At 72.5% G+C, this 18,045-nt stretch carries 15 protein-coding genes; 9 read left to right on the top strand and 6 right to left on the bottom strand.

Annotated features, from left to right (window positions below):
- Positions 1-318: 318 nt before the first annotated feature.
- The 7 genes from ACFVTR_RS18655 to ACFVTR_RS18625 all read left to right on the top strand — a co-directional run bounded on the left by ACFVTR_RS18655 (position 319) and on the right by ACFVTR_RS18625 (position 7,463).
- The gene (locus ACFVTR_RS18655) at positions 319-1,842 is read left to right on the top strand and encodes an ABC transporter substrate-binding protein (RefSeq protein ID WP_387039754.1); all 1,524 of its coding nucleotides are present in this window, start codon (positions 319-321) and stop codon (positions 1,840-1,842) included.
- Positions 1,843-1,845: 3 nt separating this feature from the next.
- Positions 1,846-2,790 carry an ABC transporter permease gene (locus tag ACFVTR_RS18650; RefSeq protein WP_387039752.1) on the top strand — a complete coding sequence of 315 codons (945 nt, stop codon included), beginning with the start codon at positions 1,846-1,848 and terminating at the stop codon, positions 2,788-2,790.
- On the top strand, positions 2,787-3,665 hold the full coding sequence (locus ACFVTR_RS18645; RefSeq protein ID WP_387039751.1) for an ABC transporter permease: 879 nt from the start codon (positions 2,787-2,789) through the stop codon (positions 3,663-3,665). Before ACFVTR_RS18650 ends, ACFVTR_RS18645 begins: the two co-directional genes overlap by 4 nt.
- Complete coding sequence (locus ACFVTR_RS18640; protein WP_387039749.1) at positions 3,662-4,651, top strand: ABC transporter ATP-binding protein; 990 nt, start codon at positions 3,662-3,664, stop codon at positions 4,649-4,651. Before ACFVTR_RS18645 ends, ACFVTR_RS18640 begins: the two co-directional genes overlap by 4 nt.
- The gene (locus tag ACFVTR_RS18635) at positions 4,648-5,595 is read left to right on the top strand and encodes an ATP-binding cassette domain-containing protein (RefSeq protein ID WP_387039747.1); all 948 of its coding nucleotides are present in this window, start codon (positions 4,648-4,650) and stop codon (positions 5,593-5,595) included. Before ACFVTR_RS18640 ends, ACFVTR_RS18635 begins: the two co-directional genes overlap by 4 nt.
- A 21-nt stretch (positions 5,596-5,616) precedes the next feature.
- The gene (locus ACFVTR_RS18630; RefSeq protein ID WP_387039746.1) at positions 5,617-6,225 is read left to right on the top strand and encodes a TetR/AcrR family transcriptional regulator; all 609 of its coding nucleotides are present in this window, start codon (positions 5,617-5,619) and stop codon (positions 6,223-6,225) included.
- 188 nt (positions 6,226-6,413) lie between these two features.
- Entirely contained in the window at positions 6,414-7,463 is a 1,050-nt protein-coding gene (locus tag ACFVTR_RS18625; RefSeq protein WP_387039744.1) for an agmatine/peptidylarginine deiminase, read from the top strand.
- A 133-nt stretch (positions 7,464-7,596) separates the two neighbouring features.
- On the opposite strand, the gene rlmC is transcribed toward ACFVTR_RS18625, so the two are convergent.
- Entirely contained in the window at positions 7,597-8,730 is a 1,134-nt protein-coding gene (rlmC, locus tag ACFVTR_RS18620; protein WP_387039742.1) for a 23S rRNA (uracil(747)-C(5))-methyltransferase RlmC, read from the bottom strand.
- Between the two features lie 57 nt (positions 8,731-8,787).
- Positions 8,788-9,468, bottom strand: coding sequence for a flavin reductase family protein (locus ACFVTR_RS18615; protein ID WP_387039740.1), 681 nt, complete (start codon positions 9,466-9,468; stop codon positions 8,788-8,790).
- Positions 9,469-9,618: 150 nt separating this feature from the next.
- On the opposite strand from ACFVTR_RS18615, the gene ACFVTR_RS18610 reads away from it, so the two are divergent.
- The gene (locus ACFVTR_RS18610; protein ID WP_387039738.1) at positions 9,619-11,301 is read left to right on the top strand and encodes a DHA2 family efflux MFS transporter permease subunit; all 1,683 of its coding nucleotides are present in this window, start codon (positions 9,619-9,621) and stop codon (positions 11,299-11,301) included.
- 78 nt (positions 11,302-11,379) lie between these two features.
- The gene (locus ACFVTR_RS18605) at positions 11,380-11,940 is read left to right on the top strand and encodes a DUF402 domain-containing protein (protein ID WP_387039736.1); all 561 of its coding nucleotides are present in this window, start codon (positions 11,380-11,382) and stop codon (positions 11,938-11,940) included.
- Between the two features lie 42 nt (positions 11,941-11,982).
- Here the strand turns inward: ACFVTR_RS18605 and ACFVTR_RS18600 are convergent, their stop codons facing one another.
- From ACFVTR_RS18600 to kdpB, 4 genes are read right to left on the bottom strand one after another with little or no spacing between them, the layout of a single operon-like run.
- A complete protein-coding gene (locus ACFVTR_RS18600) occupies positions 11,983-12,672 on the bottom strand; it encodes a response regulator (protein ID WP_376942003.1) in 690 nt (229 codons plus the stop codon).
- Positions 12,669-15,152 carry an ATP-binding protein gene (locus tag ACFVTR_RS18595; RefSeq protein WP_387039734.1) on the bottom strand — a complete coding sequence of 828 codons (2,484 nt, stop codon included), beginning with the start codon at positions 15,150-15,152 and terminating at the stop codon, positions 12,669-12,671. Before ACFVTR_RS18595 ends, ACFVTR_RS18600 begins: the two co-directional genes overlap by 4 nt.
- A gap of 5 nt (positions 15,153-15,157) precedes the next feature.
- On the bottom strand, positions 15,158-15,769 hold the full coding sequence (kdpC, locus tag ACFVTR_RS18590) for a potassium-transporting ATPase subunit KdpC (protein ID WP_387039732.1): 612 nt from the start codon (positions 15,767-15,769) through the stop codon (positions 15,158-15,160).
- A gap of 27 nt (positions 15,770-15,796) precedes the next feature.
- On the bottom strand, positions 15,797-18,043 hold the full coding sequence (kdpB, locus tag ACFVTR_RS18585; protein ID WP_387039730.1) for a potassium-transporting ATPase subunit KdpB: 2,247 nt from the start codon (positions 18,041-18,043) through the stop codon (positions 15,797-15,799).
- Positions 18,044-18,045 lie beyond the last annotated feature (2 nt).

The raw sequence follows: 18,045 nt of genomic DNA, 5'->3' as shown, positions 1-18,045 counted from the left end.
GCCCCTGCCCCTGCCCCTGCCCCTGCCCCTGCCCCTGCCCTGCCCTGCGTTCTCCGACCGCCGCGCCCGCCGACCGCCGCGCCGGCCGCGCGCGCACTCGCCGCGCGCCGACTCCTCGCACCCTGGCGCCGCCGGCGCTCATCGGCGCGCCGTCCGTGCGCTCCATCGCCGCGCCCGCCGGCGTGCGCGACGTGCTCCGCGCTGCACCGGAGCCGCGGGTCCGCCGTTGTTTGACAACCGGGCGGCGGGCGTCGATGATGTTTGGATATCATCCAATTTCGACCGATGACGACGCCGTCATCGGGGACAGGAGTCCTCATGGCCCCCTCCATGACGAAGGCGCTCGCCGCACTCGCCGGCGCATTCGCGGTCGCCGCACTCGCCGCCTGCAGCCCGGGCGGCGGCGCCGCCGATCCGGCCGACGCGGGCACCCTCCACGTCGCCCGCGCCGAGTCGTTCGACGGCTGGGACCCCGACAAGGCGGCGGCGTACTCGACCTACCAGACCCTGCAGGGCGTGCTCGAGCCGCTGCTCCGCGTCGCGCCCGACGGCTCCGGCGTCGAGGAGGGCCTCGCCGAGTCGTGGACGTACGATGCCGACGCGCTCACCTGGACCTTCGTGCTGCGCGAGGGCACCGCCTTCAGCGACGGCACCCCGCTCACCTCGGCCGACGTCGCCTTCTCGGCCGGCGTGTGGGCCGAGGGCCCGAACTACGGCGCCCTCTACGCGAACCTCACGGGCGTGACCACCCCCGACGAGCGCACCGCGGTCTTCTCGCTCGCCGCCCCCGACTCGACCCTGCCGGTGCTGATGACCTGGTCGTCGTCGGCGATCTTCCCCGAGGACTTCGGCGGGCTCTCGAAGGAGGAGTACTTCGCGAAGCCCGTCGGCGCCGGCGCGTTCGTCGTCGCCGACTGGACGCCCGGAGGCCGCATCACCCTCGAGAAGAACCCGCACTACTACCTCGAGGGCCGGCCGCACCTCGACCGGGTCGTCATCGAGGTCGTCGCCGACGCGACCGAGCGCGGCGCCCAGTTCCAGGCCGGCCAGGTCGACATCGCCGAGTACGTCTCGGCGATCGACGCCAAGCAGTACGGCGACGGCCTCGTCGACCTGCCGGTCGGGCAGGTCGAGCACCTGAGCTTCAACACGACCCGAGCGCCCCTCGACGACCCGCAGCTCCGTCGCGCCCTCGCCCACGCGATCGACTACGACGCCATCGTCGAGGGTGCGTTCCGCGGCTACGGCTCGGCGCCGCGCGGAATCATCCCGCCGAACCTCGCGAACTGGGCGGCGCCGAGCGCCGCGCCCTTCTCGCTCGATCTCGACGAGGCGCGCGAGCTGCTCGCCGACTCCGCGACGCCGCAGCCCGGCCCGCTCGAGCTCATCTACGACGCCGGCAACCCCACCGACCACCTGGTCGCGCAGGTCGTCGCGTCGAACCTCGCCGAACTCGACATCGAGGTCACCCTCACCGCGCTCGAGACGGGCGCGTTCCTCAGTCGGGCGTACGGGCTCGACGCCGACATGGTGCTCTGGTCGTACGGGGCCGTCTCGCCCGACGTGATCGACCCCCTCGGCTGGATCCACGGCACCTCGTGGCTCTTCACCGGTTTCGAGGGCGAGACCGTCGAACAGCAGTTCTTCGCGTACACCGCGACCGAGTCGCCCGAGGAGAAGCAGGCCATCGTCGAGGCGGTGCAGAACGACGCCATCGAGAACGCGCAGGCCATCAGCCTCGCCGAGTTCCAGGTGCTGCACGGGGTCTCCGACCGTGTCTCGGGCTTCAGCGCGGCGCCGTGGGGCATGTACTACTGGGACACGATCGAGGTCGGCGAGTAGCTCATGGGCCGCTACCTCTTCATCGCGAAGCGATTGGTCTTCGCGATACCGCTCCTCTTCGCGATCGTGCTGCTCGTCTTCCTCATCCTCAAGGTGACGCCGGGCGACCCCGCCCGGCTCATCGTGGGCCTCCGGGCCTCCGACGCCGAGCTGGCGGTCGTACGCGCCCAGCTCGGCCTCGACGACCCCGCGATCGTGCAGTACTTCCGCTACGTCGGCGAGGTGCTCACGGGCAACCTCGGCTACTCGTTCAAGTCGAACGAGCCGGTGGCGAGCCTCATCGGCGAACGACTCCCGGTGACGGTGTGGCTGCTCGGCTTCGGCACCCTCCTGTCGCTCGTCATCTCGGTGCCGCTCGCGATCATCTCGGCGCGCGGGCCCGACCGGCCGTTCGACCACGCCACCCGGGCGTTCGGACTCGTCGCACTCGCGATGCCGTCGTTCTGGGTGGGCATCATCCTCATCCTCACCGTCGCGCTGCCGACCGGGTGGTTCCCCGTCGGCGGCTTCGGCGAGACGCCGGCCGAGCACCTGCGGTCGATCGCACTGCCGGCGCTCACCCTGGCGCTCTCGATCGCGCCGCTGCAGGTGCGGAGCCTGCGGGCGAGCATGATCACGGTGCTCGGCGCCGAGCACGTCACCACCGCCCGGTCGCTCGGCATCGGTCGCTCGCGCATCATGTCGCGGTTCGTGCTGCGCAACGCGGCGCCGCCGACGGTCTCGATCCTCGCGCTGAACCTCGGCTACCTGCTGTTCGGGGCCGTCGTGATCGAGACGACCTTCGCACTGCCGGGCATCGGCCAGGGCATCGTGCTGGCGGCCCGCCAGCGCGACATCCCGTCGATCCAGGGCTACACGCTGCTGTTCGCGGTCGCGGTCGTGCTCGTCTTCCTCATCGCCGACATCATCACGTCGATCGCCGACCCGCGACTGGAGGTCGAGTCATGAGCCCCGGGACCGTCACCACCGTCACCGCCGCCGCGGCGGACGTCATGCCCGCCCACTCGGTGATCGGCGCCGAGCGGGTGCGGCTGCCTCGCCGCGTCTGGGTCGGCACCGGCATCGTCGCCGTCTACGTGCTCGTGGCGGTGTTCGCGCCGCTCGTCGCGCCGTACGATCCGCTCGAGCAGGACATCGTGAACGCGCTCGCCGACCCGAGCCCCGAACACTGGCTCGGCACCGACGAGCTCGGTCGCGACGTCGTGTCGCGGCTCGTGTTCGCCTCGCGCATCGACCTCCTCGTCGGATTCCTCGGGGCGGCGCTGCCCGCGATCCTCGGCACGGCGCTCGGCGCGATCGCCGGGTTCCGCGGCGGCTGGGTCGACGGCGTCATCATGCGCGTCTCCGACGTGGTGCAGGCGTTCCCGACGTACATCCTGATCATCGCGCTCGTCTTCGTGCTCGGGCCGGGGGTGACGTCGATCCTCGTCGCCTTCACGCTCATCGCGTGGGTGGCCTATGCACGGCTCATCCGCACCGAGGTGCTGCGCACCCGCGGGCTCGAGTACGTCTCGGCGGCCCGGGCCTCCGGCCTGTCGCCGAGCCGGGTGCTCTGGCGCCACGTCTTCCCGAACTCGGTGGGGCAGACCCTCGTCTACCTGCCGAGCGACATCGTCGGCGCGACGCTCGGCCTCGCGGCGCTCTCCTTCCTCGGCCTCGGCATCCAGGCGCCGACGCCCGAGTGGGGCGCCATGATCGCAGCCGGCCAGCCGTACATCCGCGAGCAGTGGTGGCTCTCGACCGTGCCCGGTCTCGTCGTCGTGGGCTTCGGCCTCGGGCTCAGCCTCATCGGAGAGGGATTCGAAGAATGGACGAGGAAATGAGCCGGCCCGTGCTCAGCGTCGGCGAGCTGCGGGTCGATCTCGCGCTCGGCGGCGGCACGATGCATCCGGTCGACGGGGTCTCGTTCGAGGTGGCGCCCGGCGAATCGCTCGGCATCGTCGGCGAGTCGGGCTCGGGCAAGAGCCTCACGCTGAAGGCCGTGCTCGGCCTGCTGCCGCCCGGCGGCACGGCGGGCGGAGACATCCGCTTCGCGTTCGACGCCGGCGGCGGCCGTGCCGAGCGCGTGACCGCCGATGTCGAGCGCGTGCGCGGGCACGGCGTCGCGATGATCTTCCAGGAGCCGATGACGGCGCTGAACCCGACGATGCGGGTCGGCGAGCTCATCGGCGAGGCGGTCGGGGCACGGCGCCGGATGCCGCGACGCGAGGTGCGGGCCCGGGTGATCGAGCTCATGGCGAGCGTCGGCATCCCCGAGCCCGAGCGGCGCGCGAGGATGTGGCCGCACGAGCTCTCGGGCGGGCTGCGCCAGCGCGTGATGATCGCCGCCGCGCTGGCCACCGAACCCGAGCTGCTGCTCTGCGACGAGCCGACGACCGCGCTCGACGTGACGGTGCAGGCGCAGATCCTCGAGCTGCTGCGGCGCCTTCGCACGGAGCGCGGGCTCGCCATGGTCTTCGTCTCGCACGACCTCGCGGTCGTCGCGGAGGTGTGCGACCGGGTCGCCGTGATGTACGCCGGCCGCATCGTCGAGATCGGCCCCGTCGAGGAGGTACTGCGCTCGCCGAAGCATCCCTATACGGCCGCCCTGCTGGCCTCGGCGCCGTCGTTCGCCGGCGGCGACGGGGCGCTCGCGACGATCCCCGGTACGCCGCCCGACCCGCGGCGGTTCCCCGAGGGGTGCCGCTTCGCCCCCCGCTGCGCGTTCGCGCAGGACGACTGCCGCCGCGCGCCGCACGAGCTCGTCGGCGATGCACGGCGCGCGACGGCGTGCATCCACCCCGAGATGCTGATGGAGGTCGGCGTATGAGCGCGTATCTCGAGGCCCGCGGACTGCGGGTGAGCTACCGGACCGGTTCGGCGTTCGCGGCGCGGCTGCGCGGGCGCCCAGTGCCGGTGATGCACGCCCTCGACGGCGTCGACCTCATGGTCGAGCGCGGCTCGGCGGTGGGCATCGTCGGCGAGTCGGGGTGCGGCAAGTCGACGCTCGCACGCGCCATCGTCGGCCTCGTCGAACTCGACGAGGGCTCGATCGTGCTCGACGGCGAGCCGCTGGCCCGACACCGCACCAAGGCCGCGACCCGGCGCATACAGATGGTCTTCCAGGACCCGAGCGCCTCGCTCAACCCGTCGATGACCATCGGCCAGACGCTCGGCGAACTGCTGAAGGTGCATCGGATGGTCCCGGCACGCGAGGTGCCGCAGCGCGCCGCCGAGCTGCTCGAACTCGTCGAACTGCCCGTGTCGCTGCTCGGCGCATACCCCCGTCGGCTCTCGGGCGGGCAGCGTCAGCGGGTGGGCATCGCCCGCGCGCTCGCCCTCGAGCCCGAGGTGCTCATCGCCGACGAGTCGGTCGCGGCGCTGGACGTCTCGGTGCAGGCCGCGATCCTGAACCTGCTCGAGCGGCTGCGCGCCGAGCTCGGCCTGACGCTGCTCTTCATCTCGCACGACCTCGCGGTGGTGCGGCACCTCACCGAGCGGGTCGTCGTGATGACCGCAGGCCGGATCGTGGAGGACCGCCCGACCGAGGAGCTCTTCCGCGACCCGCACCACCCGTACACGGCGACCCTGCTCGCGGCGGCGCCGCGCATGGGGGCGGCCTGGGCTGCGCCGACCCCGCCTGCCGGTGGGCTCGCGGTTCCTCCGGCGAACGGGCTCGCGGTTCCTCCGGCGGACTGCCTCGCGGTTCCCGGCGGGACCGATCGCGCCGGGGGAGCGGCGCCGGAGCCGCTGGCTAGGATGGTGTCGCGATGAGCGAGGGGACGGCGGTGTGACGTGGTGACGGACCGGCGCGCGAAGGGCAAGGCGCGCGAAGAGCTCGTCGTCGAGGCGGCGGCGAAGGCGATCGCCGAGCTCGGCCTCGCGAACGTGCGGGTCTCCGACATCGCCGAGCGCGCGGGCATGCGCCCCGGGCACATCACCTACTACTTCCCCTCGAAGACCGAGCTCCTGATGCTCGCGATCCGTCAGAGCGAGGAGTCCCTCGTCGAACAGGCCGGAGCCGAGCTCGGCGCGATCGACGACCCGTGGGCCCGGCTCGAGCGGCTGATCGAGCTCTCGGCGTCGAACGGGCGCGGCGATCCCGGCTGGATCCTGTGGTTCCAGGTCTGGTCCGACGCGGCGACCGACGACCTCGTCTCCGAGGTGCACAACGAGCTCGACGAGGGATGGCGCCAGATCCTCCGCGACGTGCTCGAGTACGGGCGCGAGCGCGGGGTGTTCGCCTTCGAGGATCTCGACGAGGTCTCGCAGATCCTCTCCGCGACGATCGACGGCCTGTCGATCCAGCTGACGGTCGGGGCGGCGGGCGTCGACCACGACCGGCTGCTCGCGCTCTGCATGCAGACCTGCGCGGTGTTCCTGGGCGAGCCCGCGCGTCGCTGACGGGTGCGCTGAGACGCATCGCCGCCGCCCGCAGGGCGGCATTCGAGACGGGATGCCCCGCCGTGCCCTCGGGCCGCGGCGGGGCATCCCGTTTCGCGCGTCGGCGCGCACTTGCGAGAATCTTGGTTCTCATCCAAAATAGTCGAGACATCGCATCCGCACCGACGCGCAAGCCCTGGAGGTCCGCCGTGACTCAGACGACTCCCATCCCGGCCGAGGCCGGCATCTCGACACCCACTCCGGCCGCAGCCGGCTACTCGATGCCCGCCGAATGGGCCCCCCACTCGGCCTGCATCATGATCTGGCCGGCCCGTCGCGAGCTCTGGAAGGACCGTTTCGAGGAGGCCAAGCGCGACTACGCCGCGGTCGCCCGCGCGATCGCCGCGTTCGAGCCCGTCGTCATGCTCTGCAACCCCGGCCACGCCGCCGAGGTGCGCAGCCTCTGCGGCTCGGGCGTCGAACCGCTCGAGGTGCCTGTCGACGACTCGTGGGCGCGCGACAGCGGCCCCGCCTTCGTCACGAACGCCGCCGGCGAGCTCGCCGCCATCAAGTTCGGCTTCAACGCCTGGGGTGGCCGCTGGCACCCCCACGACAGCGACCAGCTCATCCCCGACCGACTGGCCGAGCACTTCGGCGTGCCGCTCTTCCGGGCCCCGTTCGTGCTCGAGGGCGGCGCGTTCTTCGTCGACGGCGAGGGCTCGCTCATCACCACCGAGCAGTGCCTGCTCAACCCGAACCGCAACCCGCACCTCACGAAGACCGAGATCGAGCAGGGCCTCAAGGACTACCTCGGCGTCACCGCCGTGACCTGGCTGCCCTTCGGGCACAGCCTCGACGTCGGCCCGGCCGGCACCGACGGCCACGTCGACGGCGTCGCCCAGTACGTCGGCCCGGGCCGGGTGCTGCTCGAGGTGCCCTCCGACCCGCGCTCGAGCGAGTACGAGCGCGCCCGCGAGAACCTCGCCCGCCTGCAGGCCTCGCCCGACGCCGCCGGCCGCACCCTCGAGATCGACCTCCTCGACCCCGACCCCGAGTCGGAGGTGTCGTACGCGAACCACTACCTCGCCAACGGCGCCGTCATCGTGCCGGTCGAGGGCGACGAACGCGACGCGGGCGTGCTCGAGTTCCTCGCGAGGGTGCACCCCGACCGCGAGATCGTCGGCGTGCCGGGGTCGACGATCGCCTTCGGCGGCGGCGGACCGCACTGCATCACGCAGCAGGTGCCGGCCGGAGCGTAGGCGCCCGTCTCGAGTCGTCGGCACTGTCGGACCCCCGGCCGCGGCCGAGGTCGCTCGCGGCGGCGTGTCGCGCCCCGGCGCGACGACTCGTCACGGGACGGGACGGGACGGGACGGGACGACGAGCCTCCGACTCAGCGCCGCTCGAGGAGCACCATCACCTCGAAGTGCGTCGTCTGCGGGAACATGTCGAAGACGCGCGCCTTCACCGGTCGCAGCGACGGCATCGCCGCGAGGTCCTTCGCGAGCGAGGCCGCGTTGCAGCTCGAATAGAGCACGTGCGAGACGGCGGATGCCTCGAGCCACGCGCCGAGCTCGGCGCCGATGCCGCGGCGGGGCGGGTTCACGATCACGAGGTCGGGGCTCGCCTCGGCGCCGAGGGCGAAGGCCGTGGCATCGCCCGAGGCGAAGCGCAGGCGCGAGAGCGCGGCATCCGTTCGACTGAGCTCGGCACTTGCGACCGCCTCGACGCTCGTCTCGATGCCGGTGACCTCGGGCCCGGCGCCGTCGGTGCCGGCGAGGTGCAGGGCGAAGCCGCCGACGCCCGAGTAGAGGTCCCAGGCGGTGTCGGGTGCGAGGTCGCGGATCCAGTCGCGGGCCTCGGCGTAGAGCGCGGCGGCGATCTCGGTGTTCGTCTGGAAGAAGCTCTGCGGGCGCAGATGCATCGTCACGTCGTTGAGCCGCATCGCGAGGGTCTGCGCCTCGGTGAGCACGATCTCCTGCTCGCCTTCGAGCACCGCCTTGTGCTCGGGCAGCACGTTCGCCGTCACGACGCGCGCGTGCGGCAGCTCGGCGAGGAGCGTCGGCAGGTGCTTGCGGAGACGCGGCACCGGCTCGGTCGAGCGCAGCACGAAGCGGATCATGAGCTCGCCGTCGGGCGACTCGGTGACGATGAGGTGCTTCAGCTCGCCCGTGCGCGCGCGCACGTCGTAGGGGGTGAGCCGCGCGAGCGTGATGAAGCGGGCGAGCACCGGGAACGCGGCACGATGGCCGGGCGAGCAGATGCCGCACGCCTCGAGGTCGACGCCGTGCCCGTCGGCGTCGAGGATGCCGATCGTCGGGGCATCCACGGTGCCGCCGATGACCATCTTCGCCTTGTTGCGGTAGCCGTCCTCGCGGCTCGCGACCGGCGCATCCCAGATGGGCACGTCGAACGGGGCGAGCAGCTCCTCGGCGTGCGCCTGCTTGTCGGCGAGCTGCCGTGCGTACGGCCGACCCATGAGCGCGCACGAGGTGCAGCGCCCGGCGTCGAAGTACGAACAGTCCACCCGTCAAGCGTAGGCGGCTCCGGCACCCGGCCGGCCCCGCCTCCGGCGCCGGCCGCCTCAGCCGCGGTACCACTCCTCGTCGATGCTCGCGAGGCGCGACGGCCGCGCCTCGCCGCCGAGGCCGAAGAAGCGCTGGAAGCTCATCATGAGCGGTCGCCAGCGCACGGGGTCGATGCGGTGGGCATGGCCGGCCATCCGCACCGACTCGATCACGTGCACGCGCGTGATGCCGAGCTCGACTGCGAGCAGGCTCGCCTCAGCCGGCGTCTCGGCGCCGCCCATCGGGTGGATCGCGACGACGCGCCCCTCGAGGTGCACCGGGAACTCGGCCACCCGCGGCGGGGCGACCGTCTCGGACGCGAGCGGCCGCAGCCCCGCCGCGGCGAACTTGTCGCGCACGTGCCGGTAGCCGGCCCCCGCCTTGCGCTCGGGCACCGGGTTGCGGCCGGTCGTGAGGGCGAGCCGGTCGACGGCGTCGACGTGGTCGACCGACGGCAGGTTGATCACCGCCTCGCCGTTCGCGACGAGGTTCCGGCCGGTCTGGCTGCGCGCGGCGACGCCGAGCATGGCGGTCTGCCCGAGCCACCACACCGAGGAGTTCGGCGCGAGGTTCGGGTGCCCGTCCTCGTCGACGGTCGACAGCAGTGACACCTGGCTGCCGAAGTAGAGGATCGCCGGGGAGATCGTCGAGTGCCGGGTGCTGCGCGTGTGCGCGTCGATCGGGGTCAGGGTTCCCACGTCGGCCGCCTTCCTGTCTGGTGGTCCCAGCCTCGCGGCGCTGTGCGCGGGCGTCCGGCGGGTTCCGGACACGGCGTCGGCCGCCGTCTGCGACACGCCTTCCGTCGTTCGATGGATGCCCGGAGGGATGCCTGCTCGTATCGTTGGCGCGTGGGCGAACAGGGGAACGACGCAGTGGTGGGCACCGGGGGTGCTCCGGGTCGAACAGGGGTACGGCGATGGGTCGGGCTCGGCGTCCTCGCCTCCGCCCTGTCGATGATCGTGCTCGACGGCACGATCGTCGGCGTCGCGCTGCCGACGCTGATCACCGAGCTGCAGCTCGACTTCAGCGAGGCCCAGTGGGTCAACGGCATCTACTCGGTCGTCTTCGCCGCACTGCTGCTCACCGCGGGCCGCCTCGGCGACCGCCTCGGGCGACGGCGCGCGATGTTCTTCGGCATCGCGCTCTTCCTCGCGGGCAGCCTGCTCGCGGCGCTGTCCTCCAGCGGCGACTCGCTCATCCTCGCGCGACTCGTGCAGGGCGTCGGCGGCGCCTTCATCCTGCCGACCACCCTGTCGACCGTGAACGCGACGTTCCGCGGGCGCGACCGCGCGGTCGCGTTCGGCGTGTGGGGCGCGGTCATCTCCGGCGTGGCCGCGCTCGGCCCGCTGCTCGGCGGCTGGCTGACCGAGTCGTTCGGCTGGCAGTGGATCTTCCTCGTGAACCTCCCGTTCGGCATCGTGATCGCCGTCGTCGCGATCTTCACCGTCGACGAGACCCGGGCGCACGTGACGAGTCCGGGCCTCGACGTCGACGGACTGCTGCTCTCGGCGATCGGCTTCGGCGCGCTGGTCTTCGGCCTCATCGAGGGCGGCTCGCTCGGCTGGTGGGCGCCCGAGCAGCCGTTCGTGCTGTTCGGCTGGACCTGGCCGGCCGATTGGCCCGTCTCCCCGGTGCCGATCGCGCTCGCCATCGGCGTGGTCTCGCTCGTGCTCTTCGTGCTCTGGGAGCGGCATCGCGCCCGAAACGGCCGCTCGGCCATCCTCGACGTTCGGCTCTTCTCGGTGCCGACCTTCACCTGGGGCAACCTGGTCGCGCTCTGCGTCGCGGTCGGCGAGTTCGGCATCCTCTTCGTGCTGCCGCTGTTCATCGTGAACGCCCTCGGGCTCTCGACGCTCGCCGCCGGCTTCGTGCTCGCCGCGATGGGGCTCGGCGCGTTCGTCTCCGGTGCTTCGGCCCGCCACCTCTCCGAGCGGTTCGGGGCGCCGAACGTGGTGCTGCTCGGACTCGGGATCGAGTTCGTCGGCACGCTCATCGCCGCCCTCATGCTCGGGCCCGAGATGTCGGGGTGGTGGCTCGCCGCAGTGCTCGCCGTGTACGGCCTCGGACTCGGGCTCGCCTCGGCGCAGCTCACGGGCACCGTGCTCGCCGACATCCCGCCCGAGCAGTCGGGGCAGGGCTCGGCGACGCAGAGCACGGTGCGCCAGGTCGGCTCGGCCCTCGGCACCGCGATCATCGGCGCCGTGCTCGCCGCGGGCCTCGCGCAGGCGCTGCCGGCGCAGCTCGACGGCCAGTCGGGGCTCTCGGCCGAGGCCGAGCAGCAGGTCATCACGTCGACCGAGCAGTCGGCAGGCGCGAACATTCCGCCGCTGCGCGCCGAGGGCACCGACGGTCAGCTCGGCGAGGCGGGGCCGCCCGTCGCCGACGCGCTCTCGGCCGGCATGGCGGATGCCTCGCGCTGGGCGCTCTTCGCGGCATCCGGTTTCCTCCTCGCCGGCGGCGTGTTCGCGCTGCGGCTGCGTGCCAAGGCGACGAGCACGCGCGGGCCGGTCGCGGCGGCATCGGGCGAGTGAGCCGGGCCGAGCCGGGCCCCGCCGCGCTCCAGCCGCGCCGCGTCGTCGCCGCCCGCCGACGGGGCGTACGGTGATGGCGTGACGAGCATCGACCCCGCGAGCCGACCGACCGTCCCCGGCACCCCCGTCCGCGTCCGCGCGACGAAATGGGGCGGCCGCCCGCACTGGGAGTTCGACGGCGTCTGGCTCGGCGCCGACGAGCACGGCGACTGGGTGGGGTTCCCGGCCGGCACCTCGTTCGCCCGCCCCGGCAACGCCTTCACGGCGAGCTGGGTCTCGGTGTCGCTCTTCCCGTCGGGCGGGTGGGCCGCCGCGTTCAACACGGGCCACCCGCGCGGGCTCGGCACGTACATCGACCTCGCCACGCCGCCCGAGTGGCGCAGCGATGCGACGGGTGCGACGGTCTCGTACGTCGACCTCGACCTCGACGTGGTCGAGCGCGACGGCGCCTCGGCATTCATCGACGACGAGGACGAGTTCGCCGAGCACGCCGTTGCCTTCGGCTACCCCGCCGAGCTCGTCGCCCGGGTGCGAGCCGACGCCGACGCCGTGCTCGCCGCGGTGCGACGGCGCGAGGCGCCCTTCGACGGCGCCACCGCCGAGCACTGGCTCGCCCGGCTCGGCGAGCTGCCGCACTGAGCCCGGTCAGGAGCCCGGTCAGGAGCCCGGTCGTGAGCCCGGTCAGGGCTCGAAGCGGTAGCCCATGCCCGGTTCGTTGAGGAAGTGCCGGGGCTCAGCGGGCACCGGCTCGAGCTTCCGTCGCAACTGCGCCACGTAGAGGCGCAGGTAGCCGGCGTCGTTCGCGTGGAACGGCCCCCACACCTCGCCGAGCAGCATCTCGCGGGTGAGCAGGCGCCCAGGGTGCTTGAGGAAGAGCTCGAGCAGACGCCACTCGGTCGGGGTCAGGCGCACGGATGCCCCATGCCCGTCGTCGCCCGCGGGCCGGATCGTCTTCGCGGCGAGGTCGACCTCGAGCTCCCCGATGCGATGCACGGCCGCGGTGTCGTCATCGCCCGCAGGGCGCCGCGAGCGGGCGCGGATGCGGGCGAGCAGCTCGTCCATCGCGAACGGCTTCGTGACGTAGTCGTCGGCGCCGGCGTCGAGCGCCTCGACCTTCTCGGCCGAGTCGGTGCGACCCGAGAGCACGAGGATCGGCACGCTCGACCAGGCCCGGACCGCCCGGATCACGTCGAGGCCGTCGACCTTCGGCATGCCGAGGTCGAGCAGCACGAGGTCGGGGTGCGCGCTCGCCGCGAGGTCGATGGCCTCGGCGCCGTCGTGCGCCGACACCACCTCGTAGCCGCGCGCGCTGAGGGTGATGCGCATCGCACGCTGCAGTTGGCCGTCGTCGTCGGCGAGCAGGATCTTCATCGCGCCTCCTCGGCGGCCGGCAGGGTGACGACCATGGTGAGGCCGCCACCGGGGGTGTCGTCGACCTCCAGTGTGCCGTCCATTCCCTCGACGAAGCCCTTCGACAGTGCGAGCCCCAGGCCGAGCCCCGTGTCGTTGTCGGTGTCGCCGAGGCGCTGGAACGGCGTGAACACCTCGTCGCGCCGCTCGACCGGGATGCCCGGCCCGCGGTCGACGACGCGCAGCTCGACCCGCCCCTGGAACGCCGACGCCGAGAACCGGACGCGCTCGCCCGTCGGCGTGTGCCGTACCGCATTCGCGAGCAGGTTCACCACGACCCGTTGCAGCAGCACCGCGTCGGCGAGCACCGGCTGCAGCTCGTCGGCGAGGTCGAGCTCGACCGCGCCCGGGCCGAGGCCGAGCTCGTCGAGGGCGGGGAACACGACGTCGGCGACCTCGGTCGGCGCGAGCGTCACCGCGAGCGCGCCGGCCTGCACGCGGCTCACGTCGAGCAGGTTCGTGACGAGTTCGGCGAGCGAGTCGAGGCTCTCGGCGGCGGTGGCGAGCAGCTCCTCGCGCTGCGCGGCGGGCAGCTCGAGCTCGGGCGAGCGCAGCGCGCTCACGGCGGCCGACGCCGAGGTGAGCGGGCGGCGCAGGTCGTGGCCCACGGCGGCGAGCAGGGCCGAGCGCACCCGGTCGGTCTCGGCGAGGCCGGCCGCCGCCTCGGCCGCCCGCGCGAGGGCGCCGTGCTCGATGGCCTGGTCGAGCTGGGCCGCGATCACCTGCAGCAGGCGGCGTTCGGATGCCTCGAGGTCGGCCCCGTGCAGCTCGAGCACGCCGCGCGCACCGATCGGCACCTCGGTCACCCGGTCGTCGCGCGCCGGTTCGCCGTCGGCGACCCGGGTCTCGCCGTCGACGAGGAGGCGCACCCCGGTGAGCCCGAAAGCCTCGCGGGTTCGGGTCACCATGGCCTGCAGGGCATCCTCGCCGCGCAGCACGCTGCCGGCGAGCGTCGCGAGCAGCTGCGACTCGGCGGCCGCACGCCGGGCCTCGCGGTTGCGGCGGGCCGCCTGGTCGACGACGTAGGCCACGAGCAGCGCGTTCGCCACGTAGAAGACGAGCGCGAGCAGCTGGCGGGCGTCGGCGATCGTCAGCGTGTACAGCGGCTCGACGAAGAGGTAGTTCAGGGTGAGGCCCGACAGCACCGCCGCGAACAGGCCGGGCCAGATGCCGCCGATGAGCGTCACGACGATGACGAGCAGCTGGTAGGCGAGCACATCACTCGTGATCGAGGTCTCGGTGTGGAATCGCGTGAGCACCCAGCTGAGCGCCGGGCCGGCGACGAGCGCCAGGACGAATGCCCAGACGAGGCGCTTACGGCTCAGCGCGCCGCCCGGTCGGGGCAGCGAGAATCCGGATCCGGCCGCCGCGTGCGTCACGATGTGCACGTCGATGTCGCCCGACTCGCGGATCACGGTCGCGCCGATGCCGGGGCCCGAGAAGGCCGCGGCGAGCCGGGACCTCCGGCTCACGCCGATGACCAGCTGCGTGGCATCCGCGGCCTTCGCGAACTCGACGAGCGCACGGGGCACGTCCTCGCCGACGACCTGGTGGAAGGTGCCGCCGAGCTGCTCGACGAGGGTGCGCTGGGCGTCGAGAGCACCGGGATGCCTCGCCCGCATGCCGTCGGGATTCGTGACGTGCACCGCGATGAGCTCGCCCCCGGAGGCCCGGGCGGCGATGCGGGCGCCGCGGCGCAGCAGGGTCTCGCCCTCGGGGCCGCCCGTGAGGGCGACGACGACGCGCTCGCGTGCCTCCCACTTGCGGTCGATGCCGTGCTCGGCGCGGTACTTCTTGAGCGCCTGGTCGACCTCGTCGGCGAGCCAGAGCAGCGCGAGCTCGCGCAGCGCGGTGAGGTTGCCGAGGCGGAAGTAGTTGGAGAGTGCGGCGTCGATGCGCTCGGCGGGGTAGACGAGACCGCCCGCCAGTCGATCGCGGAGCGCCTGCGGGGCGAGGTCGACGACCTCGATCTGGTCGGCGGCGCGCAGCACCCGGTCGGGGATCGTCTCGCGCTGCTCGGCACCCGTGATCTGCAGCACGACGTCGCCGAGCGACTCGATGTGCTGCGTGTTGACCGTGGAGATGACGTCGATGCCGGCCGCGAGCAGCTCTTCGACGTCCTGCCAGCGCTTCGCGTGCCGGGAGCCGGGCGCGTTCGTGTGCGCGAGCTCGTCGACGAGGGCGATCTCGGGCTTGCGGGCGAGCACCGCGTCGAGGTCCATCTCGTCGATGGTCATCCCGCGGTGCACGACCGCGCGGCGCGGCACGATCTCGAGGCCGAGGGTCATCGACGCGGTCGCCCGACGCCCGTGCGTCTCGACGAACCCGACGACGACATCGCGACCCTCGCCGACGAGCCGCTTGCCCTCTTCGAGCATCGTGTAGGTCTTGCCGACGCCGGGGGCGGCGCCGAGCAGGACCCGAAGCCGCCCCTTCCGCATCGTGGCTAGCCTTCCAGCTCTGCGAGGGCGAGATTCAGCTGCAGCACGTTCACGGTCGGTTCGCCCAGGTAGCCGAGATCCCGTGCCTGAATCCTAGACTCCACGAGCTCGACGACCTCGGATTCGGGGAGACCGCGCTCGTTCGCGACCCGCGCCGCCTGCAGCAGCGCGTACTCGGGGCTGATGTGCGGGTCGAGTCCGGAGGCCGACGCCGTCACCGCGTCGGCGGGGACTTCCGCTTCGGAGACGCCGTTGAACTCGGCGACCTGCGCCTTCCGCTCCTCGATCGCCGCGATGAGGTCGGCGTTCTCGGGGCCCTGGTTGCTGCCGCTCGAAGCGCCGCCGTCGTAGCCGTCGCCGGCCGCCGACGGGCGGGGCTGGAACCACTCGGGCAGCGGGTCGCCGTCGGCATCCGCGAACGACTGGCCGATCAGCGCCGAGCCCACGACCTCGCCGGAGGCGTCACGGGCGACCGAGCCGTTCGCCTGGGCGGGCAGCACGAGCTGGCCGATGCCCGTGACGACGAGCGTGTAGGCGACGCCGAGCACGAGGGTGAAGACGAGCATCGCGCGGATCGCGACCCAATGGGTGCGTACCGCCGTGCGTGTCGTACTCATATGTGTGGTGTCCTTTCGCGTCCGGGCCTAGAACCCGGGGATGAGGCTGACGACGAGGTCGATCAGCTTGATGCCGATGAAGGGGGCGATGATGCCGCCGAGGCCGTAGACCAGCAGGTTACGGTTGAGGATCGCGGAGGCGCTGCCCGCCTTGTACTTCACCCCGCGCAGTGCGAGCGGGATGAGGAACACGATCACGATCGCGTTGAAGATGATCGCCGACAGGATCGCCGAGGCCGGCGAGTGCAGCTGCATGATGTTCAGCACCGCGAGCCCCGGGAAGATGCCGGCGAACATCGCCGGGATGATCGCGAAGTACTTCGCGATGTCGTTCGCGATCGAGAACGTCGTGAGCGCGCCGCGCGTGATGAGCAGCTGCTTGCCGATGCGCACGATCTCGATGAGCTTCGTCGGGTCGCTGTCGAGGTCGACCATGTTGCCGGCCTCCTTCGCGGCCGACGTGCCCGTGTTCATCGCGACGCCCACGTCGGCCTGCGCGAGCGCGGGCGCGTCGTTCGTGCCGTCGCCCGTCATGGCGACGAGGTTGCCGCCCGCCTGCTCGCGCTTGATGAGCGCCATCTTGTCTTCGGGGGTCGCTTCGGCGAGGTAGTCGTCGACGCCGGCCTCGGCCGCGATGGCCTTCGCGGTGAGCGGGTTGTCGCCCGTGATCATCACGGTGCGGATGCCCATCGCGCGGAGTTCGGCGAACCGCTCGGTGAGTCCGTCCTTGACGATGTCCTTCAGGTGGACGACGCCGAGCAGTCGCGCTTCGCCGGCGGAGTCCTTGGCCGCTACGACGAGCGGCGTGCCGCCGCTCGTCGAGATCGCCTCGACGCGCTGCGCGAGCTCGTCGAGCGTCGACGAGGCGACTCGGGCGGACGCCTCGACCCAGGCGATGACCGCCGAGCCGGCACCCTTCCGGATGCTCGAGCCGTCGGGGAGGTCGAGCCCCGACATGCGGGTCTGCGCCGTGAACGGCACGACCTCGCCCGCGGGGGCCGAGTCGAATCGGTCCCCACGCCCACTCCACGCATCGCTGGCGCGCTGCGCGGAGCCTCGGGGCGCGGGGGCCCAGCCGCGCTCCGCCGCCAGCTCGACGATGGAGGCACCCTCCGGGGTGGGGTCGGCGAGCGAGGAGAGGGCCGCGGCGCGCTCGAGCTCGGAGGCCGCAACGCCGGGCATCGGCACGAACTCGCTCGCGCGACGGTTGCCGTAGGTGATCGTGCCGGTCTTGTCGAGCAGCAGGGTGGTGACGTCGCCAGCGGCCTCGACCGCGCGGCCCGACATCGCAAGCACGTTGCGCTGCACGAGCCGGTCCATTCCCGCGATGCCGATGGCCGAGAGCAGCGCGCCGATCGTGGTCGGGATGAGGCACACCAGCAGCGCGATGAGCACCGGGATCGAGGCGGGTGCCGCCGCGTACGAGGCGATCGGGTTCAGCGTCAGCGCGACCACGACGAAGACGATCGACAGGCTCGCGAGCAGGATGTTCAGGGCGATCTCGTTCGGCGTCTTCTGCCTGGCCGCGCCCTCGACGAGCGCGATCATGCGGTCGACGAAGGTCTCGCCCGGCTTCGACGTGATGCGCACGACGATGCGGTCGGAGAGCACCCGCGTGCCGCCGGTGACGGCCGAGCGGTCGCCGCCCGACTCGCGCACGACCGGTGCCGACTCGCCGGTGATCGCCGACTCGTCGACCGACGCGATGCCCTGGATGATGTCGCCGTCGCCCGGGATGAGCTCTCCGGCCGTCACGACGACGAGGTCGCCGAGCTTGAGTTCGGACGAGGGGACCTGCGTGAGGGCGGTGTGTTCCGCCAAGGCATCCGCGACCTCGTCGTACTGCGCGACGACGTGCGCGACCGTCGACGTCCGCGTCTGGCGCAGGGTGTCGGCCTGCGCCTTGCCACGGCCCTCCGCCACCGACTCCGCGAGGTTCGCGAAGAGCACGGTGAGCCAGAGCCAGACCGCGATGGCCCAGGTGAAGCTCGGCGGGACGGCGGTGCCCCCGGACGCCTCGGGGCCGCCGAGGAACGGTTCGGCGATCGCGAGCACCGTCGTGAGCGCGGCGCCGACCTCGACGATGAACATGACGGGGTTGCGCCACATCTGCCGCGGGTCGAGCTTGCGGAAGGCGCCCGGGAGCGCCTGCATGATCTGCGCGGGGCCGAAGGCGCCGGTCGGGCGCTTCGACGGGGAGCCCATCGGCCGAGGCGTGTGCTCGGCGGACTCGGGCTCGGGCGCCGGGACGGACGGGGAGGTGATGGTGGACATGG

It is taken from the genome of Agromyces sp. NPDC058126 (assembly GCF_042884595.1).
Taxonomy (GTDB): domain Bacteria; phylum Actinomycetota; class Actinomycetes; order Actinomycetales; family Microbacteriaceae; genus Agromyces.
This window is presented reverse-complemented; position numbering and strand designations above follow the sequence as displayed.